The organism is Hydrogenophaga sp. IBVHS1 (assembly GCF_002127265.1).
Classification (GTDB): domain Bacteria; phylum Pseudomonadota; class Gammaproteobacteria; order Burkholderiales; family Burkholderiaceae_C; genus Hydrogenophaga.
The window spans coordinates 1,172,825-1,192,846 of the sequence record NZ_NFUU01000001.1; the positions used below are offsets into that span (position 1 = coordinate 1,172,825).

Below are 20,022 nucleotides of genomic sequence, written 5' to 3' on the forward strand. Positions count from 1 at the left end.
TCACCAGTCCTCCTTGACGGCTCGCACCGCGTCGCGGCTTGCGGCGGCCTGGCCGGCCAGCCAGGCCGTGAGCGTGCCGGCCACCACCACGGCTGCGCACAGCGCGAGCAGCCGTGCCCAGGGCAGCACCAGATCCATGGTCCAGTGAAAGCTCTGCGGGTTGACCACGTGCACCAGCACCAGGCTCACCGCCAGGCCCAGCGCCAGCCCGGCCAGTGCGCCCAGCAGTGTCCACGCTAGGCCTTCGAGCGCCACCACGCCGAGGATTTGCCGCCGTGTAAGGCCCAGGTGCGCCAGCAGGCCGAACTCGCGCTTGCGCGCCAGCACCTGCGCGCTGAAGCTCGCCGCCACGCCGAACAGGCCGATGCCGATGGCCACCGCCTGCAGCCAGACGGTGACGGCAAAGCTGCGGTCGAAGATGCGCAGCGAGCTGGCGCGGATCTGGCTGGCCGATGCAAACTGGATCTGATCGACCACACCCAGCCGTTCGGCTTCGGCTCGGATGCGCTCGCGCACCTCGTCTTCCTGCGCATCGGGCGAGAGCAGCAACGCCAGGTCGTTCACGCGCGCATCGCCGGTGAGCCGAACGAAGTCCGCGCGGTCCATCACCACGCTGCCGTGCTGGCGCGCGTAGTCGCGCCACACGCCCGCCACGAAGAAGCGGGTGCCGCGCACCTGCGGCTGCGCGAAGGCCAGCGACAGGCCATCGAGCCAGCCGCCAGGTTGCGCGCCATACAGGTCCACCATGGCTTCGCTCACATAGACGCGGACCACGCGCTCTGCCTCGCTGGCAGCGGGGGTCGGCAAGGGGTTGCCCACCAGCGGCAGCCCGAGCACGGCACCCGGCGCCAGGCTCAGGGGCCGAGAGAGCAGCACCACCGCAGGCTGCGCCGGGTCGAGCTGCACCGGCGTGGCGCGCAGCGGGTCGGCACGCGCCACGCCCGGCACGCGCGCCACCGCCGACACGAAGTCGTCGGGCAGGTGGCTGGCGTCGCCCACGCCCCCCACGCTGCGCACGTACAGCGGCGAAGGCAGCACGGCGTCGAGCCACTGCGTGACCGAATCGCGAAAACTCGCCACCATCACCGTGAGCGCCACCGACAACGCCAGACTGGCCACCACGCCACTGGTGGCCACGGCAGCGGTTTCGCGCAGGCGGCGCGAGCGTTCCACCGCCAGCAGCGGCAGGGCGCGGGTCGCCACGTGCGGCGCGATCCGATCCAGCAGCCAGCCCACGCCCAACGGCAGCGCCGCAATGCCGCCCACCAGCAACAAGCCCACCGACACGTAGGCCGCCAGCGGGATGCCTGCCACCGGCGGCGCCCAGGCCAGCGCTGCCGCCAGCGCGATCAGCGAAAGTGCCAATGTGTGGCGGCGCCCGCCGCGCGGCGCAGGTGCACCCAGACCCTTGAGGGCCAGCGCCGGCGCCATGCGCGCGGTGGCCCGCGCGGGCCACCAGCCACCCACCACCGAGGCCGCCACGCCCAGCAAGCCATACACCACCGCCGCCCACGGGCTCCACAGCAGCGGAGGGGATTCGCCGGAGAAATAGCCGCCGCCCAGGTCGCCCCCCAGCAGGCGCAAGGCGAGCGCTGCCAGGGCCGTGCCCAGCGCCACGCCCAGCGCACTGCCCAGCAGCCCGAGCAGGGCCGATTCGGCCAGCACCAGGCGAAGCCGCTCTTGCCCCGAGAGGCCGAGCACACCCAGCAGCGCAAACTGCGGCTGGCGCCTCGCCACCGAGAGCGACAGCACAGAAAACACGAGGAAAGCGCCGGTGAAAAGCGCGACCAGCGCCAGCACCGTGAGGTTGACCCGGTAGGCGCGAGAGAGGTTGCTCACGCGCTCGCCCGACTGTTCGGGGCGTTGCGCGATCACGTTATCTGGCAGCGCGAGCTCGGCCAGCACCTCGCTGGCGCGCGCACCCGGCGCCAGGCGCAAGTCGATGCGGCTCAACTGCCCCGGCAGCTTCAAGTGTTCCTGGGCGGCCGCCACGTCCATCACCAGCAGCGGTGTGCCCGGGGCGTTCACGCGGCCGGCCACACGCAGCGCGCCGCCAGGCAGTGGCAGCAGGCGCGCGCCCTGCAAAGCCTGGCTGGCGGCCGGATTCAGGAACACGGCGTCTGGCGCGAACAGGTCGAGGCGGCCAGCGTCCGATCCCTCCACCACCGGCATGAGCGCGGGCGAGAGCCCCGCCACCACCAGCGCGTCCACGCCCATCAGCTTCACCGCCACGCGCCGTCCCTGTGGGTCTGCGACTTGGGTCGCAGCTTCCAGCACCGGGCTGGCGAGAGAAACGCCCGGGTGGGCCGCTGCGGGTTCGAGCAAGCGGTCGTCCAGCAGGCCCTGGCGTGCGCGCAGCGAGAGGTCGGGCTGGCCGTTGACCGAGCTGACCGCGCTGGAAAACTCGGCCAGCGCCGAGGCGTTGATGAGGTGCACCGCAAACGCCAGCGCCACACCCAGCATGACCGCGACCACCGCCGAAGCGTTGCGCCACGGGTGGTGGCGCAGTTCCTGCATGGAGAAAGTGGAGAGCAGCGCGCGCATGGTCTGGAGCTTACGTCGACCCGCAAAGCGGCGGAGCGTGGGGGGTTTCAAGTCCAGAGTGTTTCATCGCACAGACGCGGGGTTTTTGCCCGCGTACCATGCACCACCGGTTTTCTGGAGTTCACCGATTTTTCCGCGCACACAGCGCGGCCGCCTGGCCAGCCGGCCAGTTTTCTGACTTTTTCACGGTGACCCCATGGTTCGCATTCACCTCGCCATCGATCTCGAATACACGGTCAACCCGCCCGGTGCCGATTTCATCTTCAACGTCCAGGCCGCGCACGCGCCCCAGCAGACGGTGGTGTGGGAAGAGCTGCACGTCAGCCAGCCGGTGCCCATGTCGTCGCACACCGATCCGGCGACCCGCACTCGCCTGCTGCGCCTGGCGGCGTCTCCCGGGCCGCTGCTGCTGCGCTACCGCGCCACGCTGGACATTGCGCACCATGTGGCCAATCCCGACAGCGTGTTTGAAACGCCGGTGGCGCAGTTGCCGCCCGAGGTGCTGACCTACATCTACCCCAGCCGATACTGTCAGTCGGACTGCGTGACTGCCATGGCAACGCAGCTGTTTGGCCATCTGCCGCAGGGCTACCGGCGCGTGCAGGCGATCCAGAAGTGGGTGCAAAGCGAGGTGAAGTTCGAATCGAACACCAGCAATTCCATGACCTCTGCGCTGGACACGCTCAACGACCACAAGGGTGTGTGCCGGGATTTCGCCCACCTCATGATTGCCTTCTGCCGCGCGCTCAACATTCCGGCGCGCTTCACCACCGCCATCGACTACGGCGCCGACCCCGCCCTGGGCCCCACCGACTTCCACGCCTACGTGGAGGCTTATCTCGGTCACCGCTGGTACATGTTCGATCCCTCGGGCACCGCCATTCCCATGGGCTTCGTGCGCATCGGCAGCGGGCGCGACGCGGCCGACGCCTCGTTCGCCACCATCTTCGGTGGTGTGCAGGCGAATGCGCCACGCATCGACATTTCCGCGCAGACCGACGCTGCCCGAGGCTGGGAGATGCCGGTGCACCGTCCCGAGGCGCTGTCCACCGATTCGAGCCTGGGCTGGAACAAGGCGGCGACCGCCTGAGGCCCACGCCCGGGGCGTTGTGGCCTAATAGGGGTTTTTCCAACTCTCTCAGGATCCTGTCATGGGCAACAAAATCGTCACCGAAGCCGACCGCAAGCGCACCCCCCGCCCCACGCCCGTTCCCGGCGTGTCGCTGGCCTCGCCAGGCCGCGGCCAGCGCGTGAGCCTGGAGCGTGGTGTGGCCACGCGCAGCAAGAAGAACCCGGGCAAGCGCTCCAAGAAGGGCGGCTGATTCCCAGCTGGGCCGAAGGGTCCTCCATGCAAAAGGCCCGCTACAGCGGGCCTTTTGCATGGGCGCAATATTTCACCCTCAGCGGCGAAACGTCAGAAACCGGCCCTTGTACGCCTCGCCGTCCTCCAGCTGCCGGTTGGCCGCGCTCATGGTGAGCGTGAAGCCCATAGCGGCCATGTCCCGACCGAAAGCGGCGCGGTTGCCCCGGTCGGGATCGACAACGAGCACTTCGGCCTTGGGGCTCGCGTGCCGGAAGATGAATGCGGCGAGCTGCGCGGGCTGCTGGCGTTCGTAGAGCAGGTCGCTGCCCACGATGAGATCGAAACGGCCCAGTGCCGGGTTGTCGGTGGCGGCCGTGCTCTCCCAGTTGCCAGATTCGTACGGCAGCGGACCCAGGCCATTGAGCTCGAGGTTGTGGCGCAGGAACTCCTCGGTGAGAGGGTGCCAGTCGCTCACCGTCACGTCCGCGCCCCGGCGGTGCATGACGAGGCTGGCCAACGCCAGGCCAGCGCCGATCTCGAGCACCCGCAAGCCCTCCAGTGGGTGCGTGAGCATGGCCAGCGCGAGCACGCGCGATGACGGCCACACCTGGCCAAAATGCGACCAGCCGGCGGGCGGTAGCCCCATGTCGGCTGCACTGTGATTGGTATCGGTGTATTGCTGGTCGTCGAGCAACCGGCGGATGTGCCAGTCTTCACCGCCGATGTGCAAGGTCTCGGTCCGGACTTGGTAGCCTGGCATGGGGTGGCTTTCGTTGGTGGCGTGGGGCACGGTACCATGCCCACGCACCCGCCAGGTGGTGCGTCAGCGGGAGTTTCAAATGGGCTGGTTTTCCAAAGGCAACGAAGGCTTCTTCCTCAGCACCACCACGCTGGAAGGCGTGCAGCGCTCGCAGATGCTGGGCGTGGTGCACGGCGAGGCCATCATCGGCGCCAACATCTTTCGCGATATGTTTTCTTCGGTGCGCGACGTGGTGGGCGGGCGCGCCGGCGGCTACGAGCGCGCACTCTCGGGCGCGCGCGACGCCGCCATGGAAGACCTCATCGAGTCTGCGAAAGAGATGGGTGCCGATGGCGCGATCGGCATCGACTTCGACTACGAAGTGCTCGGCGAGACCAACGGGATGATGATGGTCTGTGTGAGCGGCACGGCGGTGAAGCTGGGCTGAGGCATCAGCCCTCGATCTGCATCGCCGGGCGTGCCTGCACCTTCTGCAGCCATGCCAGCGTGGTGGAGTGCGAGGCCACCGGTGCGCCGATGTACGCGCTGTAGCCGATGACCGAGCCCACCACGAGGTCCACCAGCGAATAGGCCTCACCCATCATCCAGGGTTGACTGCCCAGGCGGTCGTCGAGCAGGCCCAGCAATTCATCCATGGCCTTTCGCGCCGCTGTGCCGTGCGCATCGTCGGGCGTGCCGGCGTCGAGTGCGGCCTGCTGGCGCATGAGCTGCGCGCCGTAGGTCACGTAAGCCCAGGTGCACCACGACATGGCCTGCAGCCGCTCGGGTGTGCCGGCGGCGGGCCACAGGCCGCGCTCCACACCGAATTGCTCGCCGAGCCAGAGCTGCATCGCCAGCGCCTCGAACATCGGCGCGCCCTCAAAAGTGAGGGTGGGCACCTTGCCATTGGGGTTGAGCGCGAGGAACTCGGGGCGGCGCTGTTCGCCGGTCTTGATGTCGATCTTCACGCGTTCGTGCGGCACGTCGAGTTCGGCGAGGGAACAGGCAATGGGCGTGGCGCTGGACATGGGGTGCCAGTAGAGAACGATGGACATGATGGGCTCCTGGGAAGGTTGAAGACCGCCTCGACACCGCGCCGAGGCCGTGTGTGAAATGTCGTGCCTATTGCGGACATTTTCTGCCCTCGATAAGAGTTAGAGTGCGAAACATGCTGACCTCATCCTCACGCCTGCTGCGCGTGCTTTCCCTGCTGCAGACGCGCAGCCACTGGGCTGGCCAGGAACTGGCCGAACGCCTGGAAGTGAACCCCCGGACGCTGCGCCGGGACATCGACCGCCTGCGCCAGTTGGGGTACCCGATTCACGCCAGCAGCGGCGTGGCCGGCGGCTACGCGTTTCGCGCCGGCCAGGCGCTGCCACCGCTGCTGCTGGACGACGAAGAAGCCCTGGCCGTGGCGATTGCCCTGCAGATCGCCGCCGCTGGCACCGTGAGCGGCGTGGAAGAAAGCTCGTTGCGCGCGCTGGTGAAATTGGGGCAGGTGATGCCCGCCCGGCTGCGTCGCCGCATTGAAGCCTTGCGCGCGGCCATTCTGCCGATCCAGCGCATGGGGCCGACGGTGGACGCCAATGTGCTGGCCACTCTGTCAGCCGCCTGCCGCGACCAGTTGCAGCTGGGTTTTGCCTACCGCGACGGCAAGAATCAGAGCACGCAGCGCAACGTGGAACCGCATGGCCTGGTGCACAACGGCACCCGCTGGTACCTGGTGGCCTGGGATCCCGCGCGCGACGACTGGCGCACCTTTCGCATCGACCGTGTGGAGGGTGAACCAAAAACCGGCGCGCACTTTGCGCCGCGCGCGGCACCGGCCGGTGATTTGCGTGCCTACGTGGAATACCCCGAACAGGCGCGCGTGATGCTGCACCAGCCGCGCGAGGTCATGCTGCAACGCATTCCTCCATCGGCCGCCGTGCTGGAAACGGTAGACGAGCACCGCTGCATCATGGTGTGCGGCGCCAATCAGCTCGATTCGCTGGTCTACTGGCTCATGGCGCTCGATGTGGATTTCGACGTGATCGAGCCACCGTTGTTGAAGGAGCGGCTGCGCGTGGCCAGCGAGCGCCTCTCGCGCAGCCTCAGCCGCCTCGCAGCGCCTTGAGCAGCTTCTGCCCGGCGCGGCCGTTGGCTTCCTGGCCCAGGCGTTCCTGCTCGGCGCGGATGGCGGTGCGGCTTTTGTCGCCCAGCATGCCGTCCACCGCGCCGATGTCGTGCCCGCGTTGAATCAGCAAGGTCTGCAATTCGCGCCGCTCGGCGCGTGAGATGCCGGGGTCGTCGGTGGGCCAGGGCGTGGCGAATGGGGCGCCACCGCGCAGGCGGTCCGACAGGTGCGCAATCGCCAGGCCATAGCTCTCGGCCGCGTTGTAGCTGTAGAGCGCGTCGAAGTTGCGCATCACCAGAAAGGCGGGGCCTTGCGGTCCGGCCAGCGTGAGCAGGCCGGCGCTGCCGCTGGCGGGCAGGGGCGAGCCGTCCACACGTTTCACACCGCGCGCGGCCCATTCGGCCATGGCGCGCTTGCTGCGCCGGCCTTCGCCCGCCACGGAAAAGCTCTCGGGCAACTTCACTTCGAAGCCCCAGGGCTGGCCGGTCTGCCAGCCGGCCTTGGCCAGGAAGTTCGCGGTGGAGGCGAGTGCATCGGTGGTGCTGTCCATCAGGTCGGCCTTGCCGTCGCCATCGAAATCCACCGCCAGCCGCTCGAAGGTGCTCGGCATGAACTGCGTGTGGCCGAAGGCGCCGGCCCAAGAGCCCACCAGGCGATCAGGGGCAATGTGGCCCGCCTGCAGGATGCGCAGCGTGGCGAAAAACTCGCCCCGGAAGTAGGCCTGCCGACGGCCGAAGCACGAGAGCGTGCCCAGCGACTGCACCAGTGGCGACTTGCCGAAGCTCTGGCCGAAGTTGCTCTCCACGCCCCACACCGCCACCACCGTGGCCGGGTCAACGCCAAAGCGCTCGTTCACGCGCGCCAGCGTCTCGGCGTGCTGCGCCATGAGGGCCTTGCCCTGTTCCACGCGTTCTTCGTCTACCAGCCCGGCCATGTAGTCCCAGATCGCGGTGCGGAACTCGGGCTGGAAGTTCAGCTTGTCGATCACCGTCATGTCCGGCACGAGGCCTTGCGTGTATTGCGCGAAGGTCGCGTCCTGCACGCCGACGGCGCGCGCGGGCGCACGCAGGGTGTTCAGGCAGCTGTCGAACTCGGGGTTCGGGCTTTGCGCCCAGGCGGCGCAGGAGAGCAGGGCAGAGCCCAGGAGCAGGGGAATTTGTCGGGTCATCGGGATGTGAGTCGGGCCGGGCGGCGGGGTTCGCCCGGACGGTGTGAGGAAATGTTCCAGCGTTCAAGCTGCCCAGGTGCTGCCGTGCTCCGGCACCAGCGCCTGCCAGCGAAGTTCGGTTTCAATGCGGTGACGCAGGCGGTCGGAGGCTTCCATGTCGCCATGCGTCACGAACACACGCCGCGGCGGTGTGGGCAGCGATCGCAGCCAGGCCATGAGCTGCCCCGCGTCGGCGTGGGCCGATGCCGACGCGAGCTGGACGATTTCTGCACGCACAGGAAGATCCTGCCCGTGCATGCGCAGCTGTGTGCCGCCCTGGGCCAGCGTGGCGCCCCGTGTCCCTGGCGCCTGGTAACCCGTGAGCACCACCATGTTGCGGTGGTCGCCCAGGTGCTGGATCAGGTGGTGCAGCACGCGCCCGCCCGTGGCCATGCCGCTTGCGGCCAGAATGACCTTCGGGCCATGCTGGCGCGAAATGGCCATGGACTCGTCCGCCGTGCGCACCATCTTCGCCACGTGCCCCATGGCGCGGCATTGCTCCGCGTCGAGCCGGTGTTCGCCCAGGTGGCGGGCAAACAGCTCCGTGCTGTGGATCGCCATCGGGCTGTCCAGAAATACCGGCAGCCCATGGGGCAACTCCCCACGGGATTTGAGCTGCGCGATGGCGTGCAGCAAAGCCTGCGCGCGGCCGACGGCAAATACCGGCACCACCGCCGTGCCGCCGCGTGCGGCCACGCGTTGCAGCGCGGGGGCGAGTTCGGCCAGCAGGTCTTCATCCGGATGCTCGCGGTCGCCGTAGGTGGATTCGCACACCACCACGTCGGCTGCGGGCGGTGCGTCGGGCGCGAGCATGAGGGCATCGTCGGGTCGTCCCAGGTCGCCAGAGAACAGGATGCGTCGCCCACCCACCTCCAGCAGCACACTGGCGGCACCGAGGATGTGGCCTGCGCCGGAGAAATGTGCTGTCCATCCTTTGAGCGGCTCGAACGCCTGGTGCATGGGCACGGTGCGAAAAAGTTTGAGGCTTTGCCGCGCGTCGTCCTCGGTGTAGAGCGGCAGCGCTGGCGAATGCTTCGAGAAGCCTTTGCGGTTCGCATAGGCCGCATCTTCCTCCTGGATGTGGCCGCTGTCGGGCAACAGAATCTGCGCCAGATCGCGAGTGGCCGGCGTGGACCAGACCTTCCCGTGAAAGCCTTCTCTCATCAGCAGAGGGAGATAGCCGCTGTGATCAAGATGCGCGTGCGTCAGCAACACGGCGCCGATGTGGTTGGGCAACACTGGCAAGAGATCGCGGTTGCGCAGTCGAAGCTGCTTGTAGCCCTGGAACAACCCGCAGTCGACCAGCAGACTCTGGCCGTCGTGCTCCACCAGGTACTTGGAGCCGGTGACGGTGCCGGCACCGCCCAGAAATCGGATGTGAACGCTCATGCAGACCATCTTACGCCGCGCTTGCCGCGATACAGTTCGGCATCCACTGCCACCTGGCTCGCACACCTTGATCGAGATCGTCCCGTATTCCACCGAGTGGCCTGCACGCTTCGCACAGGAGGCCGCCTTGCTGCGGATCGCGCTCGCGCCATGGCTGGTCGCCGACATCGAGCACATTGGCAGCACGGCGATACCCGGCCTGTCCGCGAAACCGGTCATCGACATCATGGCGCCGGTGCAGGATCTGGACGCATCCCGAACGGCCATTGCCGCCGCAGTGGCCGCCGGCTACTGTCACTACCCCTACAAGCCCGAGCAGATGCACTGGTTCTGCAAACCGTCCCCCGAGGTTCGCACCCACCACCTGCACCTGGTGCCCCTGAACAGCGCGCTTTGGCACGACCGCCTTGCCTTTCGAGACGCACTGCGCGGCAACAGCCAGCTGGCTCGCGACTACGAGAACCTAAAGCTCTCGCTGGCCGCGCGCCATCCTGAGGACAGAGAGGCCTACACCGAGGCCAAGTCGCCCTTCATCGCCTCCGTTCTGCAAGCGCAGCGAGCGGGCTGATTCCAGATGGCACGCAGCAGCAAACTGTGGGTGGGCGCCCTGGCGCTGGGGCTGCTGGCCTTTGCCTTCGCCATCCCCGCGCTGCTCGTCACCCTCTACACCATCGCCCGGTTCCAGATGCCGTACAACGAGCAGGGCAACTATTTCGACGGCATCGTCGTGTACCACGCCGGCAGCGAGTTCTTCTACCTCCTGCTGTCCATCGTCTTGTGGGCGATCGTCATCGCGACCGGTGTTTTCGCCTTCCGCATCCATCGGCGTGCGCGCGCCGCCTGATCACCTTTTCTGGAACATCACCATGAACCGAATTCCCTTCTTCGCCACCCTGTTCGCCGTGCTCACGCTGGCAGCCGCAGGATGCAAGGACCGCGCGGTGGAACCGCCGCAGCCCAGCCCTGCCACCACTCCTGCGTCCAACGGCGCCGCGCCTGCAGCGGACAAATGGATGGGCAAGTGGAACGGCCCGGAAGGCACTTTCCTTCAGCTCGCTGGCGGCAGCGGCAAGTACGAAGTCACCATCCAGAACCTTGACGGCCCTCGCACCTTCCCAGGCATTGCCGTGGGCGATCGGCTTGAGTTCGAGCGCGACGGTGTGCACGAATCGGTGCGCGCCAGCAACGGCGCAGAGACAGGGATGAAATGGTTGAGCGAGAAGAAGGACTGCCTGACCGTGAAGGCGGGTGAGGGGTATTGTCGGGATTGAGCGCCGTGCGCACGCCATGTCCACCTGCCGCGCAATCTCGTGGCCTCGCACAAGAACATTGCCGAGGCGATAGATGGTAGATGGCAATTGAGATAGAGTCCTTTTAAGGACTATATTCAGTCTCTTCCGATCCACCGACACCACTGCCATGCGCTATTCAACCCAAGTCAAACCGATCAGTTACCTGAAGGCGAACGCCGCTGGCGTGTTGGCAGAGCTCGTTGAATGCCGCGAGCCCATGGTCATCACGCAGAACGGCGAAGCCAGGGCGATCCTGCAGGACCTGGCATCCTATGAAGAAACCCAGGAGACACTGGCCTTGCTGAAGGTCCTTGCGCTCGGGCGACAGGAAGTTGTGGCGGGCAAAGTGAAGCCGTTGGCGGACGTGGTCGCCCGCCTGCGGGCCAAGCGCAACGCATCCTGATGTCCGGCCCAGCTGCTGGCCCGTTCAAGGTGCTGTTGACAGAGGGTGCCGAGCAGGATCTCGAATCGCTTCACGACTACATGGCGGAGCACGACAGCTTGCTGAGTGCCGGCCGTGTCCTGGACCAGTTGATTGCCGTGGCGCAAAGTCTCAGTCGATTCCCTGAGCGCGGCAGCTATCCAAGAGAGCTGCTGGCCCTGGGCATCAAGGAATACCGACAGACATTCTTCAAACCCTACCGCGTGATCTACAGGATCGAGGATCGCAGGGTCATCGTCTATCTGATCGTCGATGGTCGCCGGGACATGCAGTCACTTCTGTCTCGCCGGTTGCTGGGAGCATAGTTCACCGCTTCCAGTCAACTGAAGAACGACTTCGCTTTCTCGAACCAGCCCTTGTCGTTCGGGCTGTGCTTGTGCCCGCCCTTCTTGAACGAATCGTCGAGCTCCTTGAGCAGCTTGCGCTGGTGCTCGGTGAGCTTGATGGGTGTTTCTACCGCCACGTGGCAGTACAGGTCGCCCGGGTAGCTGCTGCGAACGCCCTTCACACCTTTGCCGCGCAGACGGAAGGTCTTGCCGCTCTGGGTGCCTTCGGGCAGGTCGATGGTGGCCTTGCCAGCCAGGGTGGGCACGTCGATCTCGCCGCCCAGCGCCGCCACCGTCATGCTCACCGGCACCTGGCAATGCAGGTCGTCGCCCTCGCGCTCGAAGATGTCGTGCTTGCGCAGGCGAACTTCGATGTAGAGGTCGCCCGAGGGGCCACCATTCTGGCCGGGTTCGCCGTTGCCGGTGCTGCGGATGCGCTGGCCGTCATCGATGCCGGCGGGAATCTTGATCTCCAGCGTCTTCTGCTTTTTGATCTTGCCCTGGCCGCTGCAGGTGGTGCAGGGCTCCGGAATGATCTTGCCGCTGCCGTGGCAATGCGGGCAGGTCTGCTGCACGCTGAAGAAACCCTGGCGCATCTGCACCGAGCCCTGGCCGTGGCAGGTGGTGCAGGTCTTGACGCTGGTGCCAGGCTTGGCGCCGGTGCCGCTGCAGGTTTCGCAGTTGTCCCACGAGGGAATGCGGATCTGCGTTTCCTTGCCTCCTGCGGCTTCTTCCAGCGAGATCTCCATGGCGTAAGACAGATCGGCCCCCCGGTAGACCTGGCGGCCAGCGCGCTGGCCACGGGCGCCACCGAAGATGTCGCCAAAGATGTCGCCGAACGATTCGGAGAAGCCACCAAAGCCTTCGGCGCCGCCGGGGCCGCCGCGCAGATTGGGGTCCACGCCAGCGTGACCGTACTGGTCGTAGGCGGCCTTCTTCTGCGCATCCGAGAGCATTTCGTAGGCTTCCTTGGCCTCCTTGAATTTCTCTTCGGCTGCTTTGGCCGCATCACCCTGGTTGCGGTCGGGGTGGTGCTTCATCGCCAGCTTGCGATACGCCTTCTTGATTTCTTCGTCCGAGGCGTTCTTGGGCACGCCCAGTACTTCGTAAAAATCGCGTTTTGCCATGGTCAGTTGCGGTTCGGTTGAAACACGAACGCCGCGGCAGGTTTCCCTGACGCGGCGGATGATCGAAAACGCTCAGTCGATCAGGACTTCTTCACTTCTTTCACTTCGGCATCGACCACATCGTCGTCGGCCGGCTTGCTGCTGTTGCCACCCTGCGTTTCGCTGGCGCCAGCAGCTGCGGCCTGCTCGGCCTGCGAGGCGGCATACACCTTCTCGCCCAGTTTCTGGCTCGCTGACATCAGCGTCTCGGTCTTGCTCTCGATGGCTTCCTTGTCTTCGCCCTTGGCGGCTTCTTCCACGTCCTTCAGCGCGGTCTCGATGGCTTCCTTTTCGGCCGCATCGAGCTTGTCGCCATGTTCGCCCAGGCTCTTCTTCACGCTGTGCACCATGGCTTCAGCCTGGTTGCGGGCCTGCACCAGCTCCACCTTCTTCTTGTCGTCGGCGGCGTTGAGCTCGGCGTCCTTCACCATCTGCTGGATCTCGGCTTCAGACAGGCCCGAGTTCGCCTTGATGGTGATCTTGTTTTCCTTGCCGGTGCCCTTGTCCTTGGCGCCCACGTGCAGGATGCCGTTGGCGTCGATGTCGAACGACACCTCGATCTGTGGCATGCCGCGCGGCGAGGCCGGGATGCCTTCCAGGTTGAACTCGCCCAGCAGCTTGTTGCCTGAGGCGATCTCGCGCTCGCCCTGGAACACCTTGATGGTCACAGCGGGCTGGTTGTCTTCAGCGGTCGAGAAGGTCTGCGCGAACTTGGTCGGGATCGTGGTGTTCTTCTGGATCATCTTGGTCATGACCCCACCCATGGTCTCGATGCCGAGCGACAGCGGAGTCACGTCGAGCAGTAGCACGTCCTTGCGGTCGCCACTGAGCACCTGGCCCTGAATGGCAGCGCCCACGGCCACAGCTTCATCGGGGTTCACGTCCTTGCGCGGCTCTTTGCCGAAGAACTCCTTCACCTTTTCCTGCACCTTGGGCATGCGCGTCATGCCGCCGACCAGGATCACGTCGTGAATGTCGGAGGCGCTGATGCCGGCGTCCTTGATGGCCGTGCGGCAAGGCGCAATGGTGCGCTCGATGAGCTCTTCGACCAGGGCTTCAAGCTTGGCACGCGTCAGCTTGATGTTCAGGTGCTTCGGACCCGAGGCATCGGCGGTGATGTAGGGCAGGTTGATGTCGGTCGCGGCGGACGAAGACAGCTCGATCTTCGCCTTCTCGGCGGCTTCCTTCAGGCGCTGCAGGGCGAGCACATCTTTGCTCAGGTCAACGCCTTGCTCTTTCTTGAACTCGCCAATGATGTGGTCAATGATGCGCTGGTCGAAGTCTTCACCACCCAGGAACGTGTCGCCGTTGGTGGACAGCACTTCAAACTGCTTCTCGCCATCCACATCGGCGATTTCGATGATGGACACGTCGAAGGTGCCGCCACCCAGGTCGTACACCGCAATCTTGCGGTCGCCCTTTTCCTGCTTGTCCAGGCCGAAGGCCAGGGCCGCAGCGGTGGGCTCGTTGATGATGCGTTTCACGTCCAGACCGGCGATGCGGCCGGCGTCCTTGGTGGCCTGGCGCTGGGCGTCGTTGAAGTAAGCCGGCACGGTGATCACCGCTTCGGTGACCGGCTCGCCCAGGTAGTCCTCGGCGGTCTTCTTCATCTTGCGCAGAATGTCGGCGCTGACCTGCTGGGCGGAAATCTGCTTGCCGCGCACTTCCACCCAGGCGTCGCCGTTGTCGGCGGCCACGATGGAATAGGGCATCAGGTTGATGTCCTTCTGCACTTCCTTTTCGGTGAACTTGCGGCCGATCAGGCGCTTGATCGCGTAGAGCGTGTTGCGCGGGTTGGTGACGGCCTGGCGCTTGGCCGAGGCACCCACCAGCACTTCACCGTCTTCCTGGTAAGCCACGATCGAGGGCGTGGTGCGCGCACCTTCCGCGTTCTCGATCACCTTGGTGGTGTTGCCTTCCATGATGGACACGCACGAGTTGGTGGTGCCCAGGTCAATGCCGATGATTCGTCCCATGTTGTAACTCCGTCTGGAAAATTGAATGTTGTGAAAAACGATGTGGGAAAGATGTGGATAACCGGTGGGTATTTCAAGCCCGACGGGTCATCATTTCGGTGCGGCCACCGTCACCAGCGCCGGGCGCAGCACGCGGTCGGCGATGAGGTAACCCTTCTGCAGCACGGTCACCACGGTGTTGGCTTCCTGATCGGCCGGCACCACGCTGATGGCCTGGTGTTGATGGGGATCGAATTTCGCGGCCGCGCTTGGGTTGATCTCCAGCACCTTGTGGCGCTCCAGCGCGCTCTTGAGCTGCTTGAGCGTGGCTTCGGTGCCTTCGCGCAACTGGTCGCGGGTGGCGTCGGTAATGGCCAGGCCGGCCTCCAGGCTGTCGGCCACGGCCAGCAGGCTGTCGGCAAAGCTCTCCACGGCAAATTTGCGCGCCTTGGCGACTTCCTCCTCGGCGCGGCGACGGGCGTTCTCGGCCTCGGCCTTGGCGCGCAGGAACTGGTCGGCCAGATCGGCGTTCTGGGCCTTGGCGGTGGAAAGCTCCTGGGTCAGGGCAGCCAGGGCATCGGCCTCGTTGGCGGCTTCGGCGGCCAGGGCCTCTTCAGGGCTCACGGGCGCATTCTGATCGGGCTGGTCGGGGTTGGCAGGGGTCTGGCTCATGGGTCTGTGATGGTCGTGGAAGCAATGGCCAGAGTGGCCGTAGGCGTCAGTTGGGGCCTTTGGGTCCGTATTCAAGGGATTGGGCGGCAGATTTGCCACCCGCTGGACGGCGCTGGGCGCATTGGGCGGCAGCGTGTCCGGGGGCGGGGTGGCGGGCACCCCGAGGCGTGATTTTAGTTCCCGGCGAAATGCGGCTGCGCCGCCGCCGCCACGCGCGCCTGGTGCTGCGACCACTTGCCCGCGAACTGCTGCACCTCCACCAGTCGGCGCGCCAGGTCGGTTCCCTGGGCGGTAAGGCGGTAGCCATGGCCACTGTGGTCCACCAGCCGGGCCGCGCGCAGCTCTTTCAGGCGGGTGTTCAGTGTGTTGGGGGTCACGCCGCCCACGCTGTCCTGCAGCAGCCGGAAAGTCTGGGGGTGGCCGTCGCTCAGGGCCCAGATCACGCGCATGGCATAGCGGGATTCCAGCAGATCGAAAAGCTGGATCACGGCGGCATTGTCCTTGGCGGTCATGGGGGGCTCCGTAAGGCGCGGGATGGTGCGATCCACTATAGGGACGAAACCCGCGTGCTACCAGTTTGCTAGCTGCGTGCACTGCAGCAATGTGGCGCAAACGTCAATCATCCGGATTTACCCGGATTGCATTCAGGTCAGCCGGCCCGCGAACCACAGATAAAGCGGGATGCCCACCAGGATGTTGAAGGGGAAAGTGACCCCCAGGGCCGCCGCAATGGACAGTCCAGCATTGGCCTCTGGCAGTCCGATGCGCATGGCGGTGGGCGCCGCGATGTAGCTGGCGCTCGCGGCCAGTGTGGCCATGATCGCCACGCCGCCCGTGCTCAGGCCCAGCATCTTTCCCACCAGCGCGCCCGCCACCGCGAGCAACAGCGGCAAGCCAGTGCCCAGCACCAGCAGGCGCAGTCCGAAACGACGCACATCGGCCAGCCGCTCCCCCAGCACCAGACCGAGCTCGAGCATGAACAGGGCCAGCACGCCTTTGAAAGGGTCGACGAACACCGGCTTGAGCGGCGCCGTGCCAGCCTCGCCCATGAGCGCGCCGATGGCCAGCCCGCCGGCCAGCAGCATGACCGAGGGGCCCGCCAGAACGTCGCGAGACAAATGCCGCCAGTCGACGGGGCCTGCGCCGCCGCGCCGCGCGAGGAAGATGGCGGACAGCAGGGCCGGCGCCTCCATCAAGGCCACCCAGAGCGCCGCATGGCTTTCGTATGCGATGCCCTTTTGCTGCAGGTGGCTGGTGGCCACGGCGAAGGTGACGACACTGACCGAACCGTAGTGCGCCGCCAGACTGGCGCTGTCCACACCCGAAAAACCCAGGCGACGCAGCAGGGGCACGACCGCAAACGGCACCGCCAGGCTCAGTGCCACGCAGGCAACCACCTGGGGCAGCAGCTCCGGAAGGGGTTGCCGGCTGATCTCCACGCCGCCCTTGAGCCCGATCGCCAGCAACAGATAGATCGAGAGCGTCTCGTAGAGCGCTTGGGGAACCTTGAGTTCACTGCCCGCCAGCCGAGCGGCCAGGCCAAGTGCAAAGAAAAGAACGACGACATCCACCGACATGATTTCCCCCCGACGCAACAAAGCACTTTAGAACGCGATTGGTTCGGAAGAAATTCGGTTTTGAGATAAAACACATCGAATAAATCGATGTCTCAACATGAACTACAAGCACCTCCATTACCTCTGGACGGTGTTGCGCACGGGCAGCATCGCTCGCGCCAGCGCCCAACTTCACCTCACCCCTCAGACCCTGAGCGGCCAGATCAAACTGCTCGAGGAGCGGCTGGGAAAACCTTTGCTGCGCAAGGCAGGCCGGGGCGTGGAGCCCACCGATGCAGGCCGCATGGTGCATAGGTTCGCGGACGACATCTTTGCGCTGGGCGCCGCCTTGCAGGAAGCCCTTCAGACCGGACAGGAGGGAGCCGGGCAGGGCAGTTTTCGGGTCGGAATTGTCAATTCAGTCCCCAAGTCCATCGCGTGCCATGTGCTGGAGCCAGCCTTGACCGCACCCGATCGGAGCCGGTTGATCTGTGTGGAAGGGAAGCTGACCCCCTTGCTGGCTGAGCTGGCGGTTCACCGGCTCGATCTGGTGGTCTCGGATGTGCCCATGCCTGCGGGCCTGAGCGTCAAGGCATTCACTCACCTGCTGGGCAAAACAGGGGTGTGCTTCTTTGCATCGCCAGCGCTCCTCAAGCGGGAAGGGCGCACTTTGCGTCAGATCCGTGCCCGGTTTCCCGCCAGCCTGAACGGGTTGCCGTGGTTGATGCCTAATTTCGATTCGGTGTTGCGCCCGCGCCTGGACGCCTGGCTGGACGACAAGGGCGTGGTGCCCAGTGTGGTGGCAGAGTTTGATGACGGCGCATTGACGAAAGCGTTCGGCCGCCAGGGCTTCGGTGTGTTTGCGGGGCCAGCCATCCTGGCGCACGAGATCGAGGCTCAGTTCGGCGTGGTGCAACTGGGTGCCGCGCCGGATCTCGTGGAGGAGTTCTACGCGATTTCCATCGAGCGTCGCATTTCCAATTCCGCTGTGGCGGCCATTACCGACGCCGCGCGTCGCGAGTTGTTTCCAAAGCCGTAGCGCACGCCGAGTTCAGCGGCGGTACACCTTGTGCAGCAGCGAGATGAGCATTTGCAGCTCCTCGCCCGACAGCCGCCCCGCGACCTTCTGCTCCAGCTCGGTGGCCGTGGCCTGGGCTTCGCGGTAGAGCCGCTGGCCTGCGGTGGAGAGGTGCAGGCCCTGGGCGCGCCGGTCGGTGGGATGGGGCTTGCGCACGATCAGGCCGCGTTTGTGCAGGCTTTTGACCATGCCCACCAGGTTGGGCGGAAGAATGTCGAGGGCGGCGCAGATCTGGCGCGAGGTCACGCCCGGGTTGTGCGCCACCACCGAGACCACCGAAAAGTCGACCGGGCGCAAACCGTAGGGCTCCATGCGGCGCAGGAACACGGCAATAACGGCCAGCGCCGCGCGCCTGGCGTTGTAGCCGAGCAGCGATTCAAGGTAGCTGGTGTCCACCTCCGAAGGCTCGGACGCGCCGGTCGATTCCCCGGCGAGGTCGAGATCGACCCCGGACACGGATTTCTTGCGGGGGCCGCGTGGGCGGCGCAAGGCGTTGGCAATCGAGGTCTCGGGCATGGTCAAAGCATAGCGTGGCGAACTCAGGCTGTGCCCAGCGTGGTTCTCATCTGGCCCAGGCGCATGTCGAATTCGGGCCAGACAAAACGCCAGAAGGCGGCCGGTGCTTCGCCCGCGTCTGGCGTGGCGTCGATGCGCGCGCTGGCCCAGGCCATGAGCACCAGGGCCACGGCGCGCAAGAAATCATCGGCCAGCCAGTGGGCCCGGTCGGCCGGCGCGTCGGCGGCGGTACGAGGCAGCAGCTGTGTGCGCAGGAACTCGGCGAAGCGTTGCAGCGCTTCGCGCGCGGCCCCGGCCTGCGGCAGGCCGTCCAGGTCGGCCTGCAGCTCGGCCAGCAAGGTCTGGAGCGCGGCCGCGCCATCGGGCAGGGTCTTGCGGATCAGCAGGTCGATGGCCTGAATCTCGTTCGTGCCTTCGTAAATCATGGCCACGCGAGCATCGCGCACGTGCTGCTCGATGCCCCATTCCCGCACATAGCCGTGGCCGCCGAACACCTGCAGGCAGGCGCTGGCACCGGTGAAGGCCTGCTCGGTCCAGGCGGACTTGAGCACGGGTGTGACCAGGCTGCACCAGCGCGCCGCTGCTTCGCGCCGCGCTCCGTCGGGATGGTGCTTCTGCACGTCGAGTTCGAGTGCGGTGCGGTACGCGATCACGCGGCCGGTGTCGATCCAGGCGCGCTGGGTCAGCAGAATGCGCTGCATGGCCGGATGCAGCGCGATGGTGTCTGCCTGACCAGACTTGCTTGCGCTGCCCGGTGCGCGCATCTGGCGGCGCTCCTGCGCGTAGGCGCTGGCTTTCTGCCAGGCGGCATCGAGCAGACCGATGCCTTGCAAGCCCACCAGCAACCGAGCCGCGTTCATCATCACGAACATCGCGTTCAGGCCCTTGCCCGGTTCGCCCACCAGCGAGGCGGCGGCTTCGTCGAAACGCATCACGCAGGTGGGGCTGGCGTGGATGCCCATCTTCTCTTCGATGCGATCGCAGTGCACCGCGCTTCGGCTGCCATCGTCATGAAACTTCGGCACCACGAACAGCGACAACCCCTTCGGGCCGGGCGGTGCATCGGGCAAACGCGCCAGCACCAGATGCACGATGTTGTCGGAGAGGTCGTGCTCGCCGCCGGAGATGAAGATCTTGGTGCCGCTCAGGGCAAATCGGCCGTCGGGCAGGGGCGTGGCCCGCGTGCGCACCAGGCCGAGATCGCTGCCAGCGTGCGGCTCGGTGAGGCACATGGTGGCGAGCCACTCGCCGGTGGCCAGCTTCTCCAGGTAGCGCGCCTTGATGTCCTCGGAGCCGTGGTGCTTCAGGCACTCGTACGCGCCGTGCAGCAAACCCGGTGCCATGGTCCAGCCGTGGTTGGCGGCGTTCAGCATTTCATGCAGCACGGCCTCCAGCGCGGTGGGCAGGCCCTGGCCACCATCTTCAACGGCACACGCCAGCGATGGCCAACCGGCTTGCCAGAACGCCTGGTAGGCCTCCTGGAATCCCGGCGGCATGGTCACTGCGCCGGCCTTCCATTGCGCTCCCACTTCGTCACCCTCGCGGTTGAGCGGTGCGAGCACTTCGCCCACAAACTTGCCGGCCTCCTCGATCACCTGCGTGAGCAGGGCCGGTTCGGCATGTTCGGCCAGCAAGGGGAGCTCGGCCAGCAACTCGGGTGCCCGCAACACCTGCAGCAAGATGAAGGCGTGGCTCTCGGGCCGGGGCTGGTAAGCGTTCAT

The 20,022-nt window shown here is 66.1% G+C and carries 22 protein-coding genes; 10 read left to right on the forward strand and 12 right to left on the reverse strand.

The genetic code is table 11. The annotated features are described in order from the left end of the window. Nucleotides 1-2,544 carry an FtsX-like permease family protein gene (locus CAP37_RS05665; protein WP_086123283.1) on the reverse strand — a complete coding sequence of 848 codons (2,544 nt, stop codon included), beginning with the start codon at nt 2,542-2,544 and terminating at the stop codon, nt 1-3. Between the two features lie 196 nt (nt 2,545-2,740). Between CAP37_RS05665 and CAP37_RS05670 the strand changes: the two genes are divergently transcribed. Together CAP37_RS05670 and CAP37_RS21670 are read left to right on the forward strand one after the other, a co-directional pair. Beyond that, complete coding sequence (locus tag CAP37_RS05670) at nt 2,741-3,634, forward strand: transglutaminase family protein (protein WP_086123284.1); 894 nt, start codon at nt 2,741-2,743, stop codon at nt 3,632-3,634. 61 nt (nt 3,635-3,695) lie between these two features. Continuing rightward, entirely contained in the window at nt 3,696-3,866 is a 171-nt protein-coding gene (locus CAP37_RS21670; protein WP_179190149.1) for a hypothetical protein, read from the forward strand. Nucleotides 3,867-3,944: 78 nt separating this feature from the next. On the opposite strand, the gene CAP37_RS05675 is transcribed toward CAP37_RS21670, so the two are convergent. After that, nucleotides 3,945-4,607 (reverse strand): methyltransferase, encoded by a 663-nt coding sequence (locus CAP37_RS05675; protein WP_086124834.1) that lies wholly within the window; start codon nt 4,605-4,607, stop codon nt 3,945-3,947. Nucleotides 4,608-4,686: 79 nt separating this feature from the next. On the opposite strand from CAP37_RS05675, the gene CAP37_RS05680 reads away from it, so the two are divergent. Continuing rightward, a complete protein-coding gene (locus tag CAP37_RS05680) occupies nt 4,687-5,034 on the forward strand; it encodes a heavy metal-binding domain-containing protein (RefSeq protein ID WP_086123285.1) in 348 nt (115 codons plus the stop codon). 4 nt (nt 5,035-5,038) lie between these two features. Here CAP37_RS05680 and CAP37_RS05685 read toward each other — a convergent pair whose 3' ends face one another. Then, a complete protein-coding gene (locus tag CAP37_RS05685) occupies nt 5,039-5,641 on the reverse strand; it encodes a glutathione S-transferase family protein (protein WP_086123286.1) in 603 nt (200 codons plus the stop codon). 113 nt (nt 5,642-5,754) lie between these two features. Here CAP37_RS05685 and CAP37_RS05690 point away from each other — a divergent pair, with 113 nt between their 5' ends. Next, the gene (locus CAP37_RS05690) at nt 5,755-6,702 is read left to right on the forward strand and encodes a YafY family protein (protein ID WP_086123287.1); all 948 of its coding nucleotides are present in this window, start codon (nt 5,755-5,757) and stop codon (nt 6,700-6,702) included. Here CAP37_RS05690 and CAP37_RS05695 read toward each other — a convergent pair. Then, complete coding sequence (locus CAP37_RS05695; protein ID WP_086123288.1) at nt 6,680-7,870, reverse strand: lytic murein transglycosylase; 1,191 nt, start codon at nt 7,868-7,870, stop codon at nt 6,680-6,682. The two genes, CAP37_RS05690 and CAP37_RS05695, sit on opposite strands and share 23 nt — an antisense overlap. 63 nt (nt 7,871-7,933) lie before the next feature. Next, nucleotides 7,934-9,298 (reverse strand): MBL fold metallo-hydrolase, encoded by a 1,365-nt coding sequence (locus CAP37_RS05700; protein WP_086123289.1) that lies wholly within the window; start codon nt 9,296-9,298, stop codon nt 7,934-7,936. Nucleotides 9,299-9,365: 67 nt separating this feature from the next. Between CAP37_RS05700 and CAP37_RS05705 the strand changes: the two genes are divergently transcribed. The 5 genes from CAP37_RS05705 (at nt 9,366) to CAP37_RS05725 (ending at nt 11,337) form a co-directional block, all read left to right on the forward strand. After that, nucleotides 9,366-9,866 (forward strand): GrpB family protein, encoded by a 501-nt coding sequence (locus CAP37_RS05705; RefSeq protein WP_256926881.1) that lies wholly within the window; start codon nt 9,366-9,368, stop codon nt 9,864-9,866. 6 nt (nt 9,867-9,872) lie between these two features. Then, nucleotides 9,873-10,142 carry a hypothetical protein gene (locus tag CAP37_RS05710; protein WP_086123291.1) on the forward strand — a complete coding sequence of 90 codons (270 nt, stop codon included), beginning with the start codon at nt 9,873-9,875 and terminating at the stop codon, nt 10,140-10,142. A gap of 22 nt (nt 10,143-10,164) precedes the next feature. Then, nucleotides 10,165-10,569, forward strand: a complete 405-nt coding sequence (locus CAP37_RS21470) for a hypothetical protein (protein WP_143435889.1) — start codon at nt 10,165-10,167, stop codon at nt 10,567-10,569. 148 nt (nt 10,570-10,717) lie between these two features. After that, nucleotides 10,718-10,993, forward strand: coding sequence for a type II toxin-antitoxin system Phd/YefM family antitoxin (locus CAP37_RS05720; protein WP_086123292.1), 276 nt, complete (start codon nt 10,718-10,720; stop codon nt 10,991-10,993). Next, nucleotides 10,993-11,337 (forward strand): type II toxin-antitoxin system RelE/ParE family toxin, encoded by a 345-nt coding sequence (locus tag CAP37_RS05725; protein WP_086123293.1) that lies wholly within the window; start codon nt 10,993-10,995, stop codon nt 11,335-11,337. Before CAP37_RS05720 ends, CAP37_RS05725 begins: the two co-directional genes overlap by 1 nt. A gap of 14 nt (nt 11,338-11,351) precedes the next feature. Here the strand turns inward: CAP37_RS05725 and dnaJ are convergent, their stop codons facing one another. From dnaJ to CAP37_RS05750, 5 genes are all read right to left on the reverse strand, one after another. Continuing rightward, nucleotides 11,352-12,485 carry a molecular chaperone DnaJ gene (gene dnaJ / locus CAP37_RS05730; protein ID WP_086123294.1) on the reverse strand — a complete coding sequence of 378 codons (1,134 nt, stop codon included), beginning with the start codon at nt 12,483-12,485 and terminating at the stop codon, nt 11,352-11,354. An 80-nt stretch (nt 12,486-12,565) separates the two neighbouring features. Further along, nucleotides 12,566-14,500, reverse strand: a complete 1,935-nt coding sequence (gene dnaK / locus CAP37_RS05735; RefSeq protein WP_086123295.1) for a molecular chaperone DnaK — start codon at nt 14,498-14,500, stop codon at nt 12,566-12,568. A gap of 90 nt (nt 14,501-14,590) precedes the next feature. Next, entirely contained in the window at nt 14,591-15,151 is a 561-nt protein-coding gene (grpE, locus tag CAP37_RS05740; protein ID WP_086123296.1) for a nucleotide exchange factor GrpE, read from the reverse strand. A 173-nt stretch (nt 15,152-15,324) separates the two neighbouring features. Beyond that, entirely contained in the window at nt 15,325-15,663 is a 339-nt protein-coding gene (locus CAP37_RS05745) for a helix-turn-helix domain-containing protein (protein WP_086123297.1), read from the reverse strand. A 132-nt stretch (nt 15,664-15,795) separates the two neighbouring features. Continuing rightward, nucleotides 15,796-16,728 carry a sodium-dependent bicarbonate transport family permease gene (locus tag CAP37_RS05750; protein ID WP_086123298.1) on the reverse strand — a complete coding sequence of 311 codons (933 nt, stop codon included), beginning with the start codon at nt 16,726-16,728 and terminating at the stop codon, nt 15,796-15,798. A gap of 97 nt (nt 16,729-16,825) precedes the next feature. Here CAP37_RS05750 and CAP37_RS05755 point away from each other — a divergent pair, with 97 nt between their 5' ends. After that, on the forward strand, nt 16,826-17,746 hold the full coding sequence (locus CAP37_RS05755) for a LysR family transcriptional regulator (protein WP_086123299.1): 921 nt from the start codon (nt 16,826-16,828) through the stop codon (nt 17,744-17,746). Nucleotides 17,747-17,758: 12 nt separating this feature from the next. Here the strand turns inward: CAP37_RS05755 and CAP37_RS05760 are convergent, their stop codons facing one another. Both CAP37_RS05760 and CAP37_RS05765 read right to left on the reverse strand, forming a co-directional pair. Next, on the reverse strand, nt 17,759-18,301 hold the full coding sequence (locus tag CAP37_RS05760; protein ID WP_086123300.1) for a MarR family winged helix-turn-helix transcriptional regulator: 543 nt from the start codon (nt 18,299-18,301) through the stop codon (nt 17,759-17,761). Nucleotides 18,302-18,324: 23 nt separating this feature from the next. Further along, entirely contained in the window at nt 18,325-20,022 is a 1,698-nt protein-coding gene (locus CAP37_RS05765) for an acyl-CoA dehydrogenase family protein (RefSeq protein WP_086123301.1), read from the reverse strand.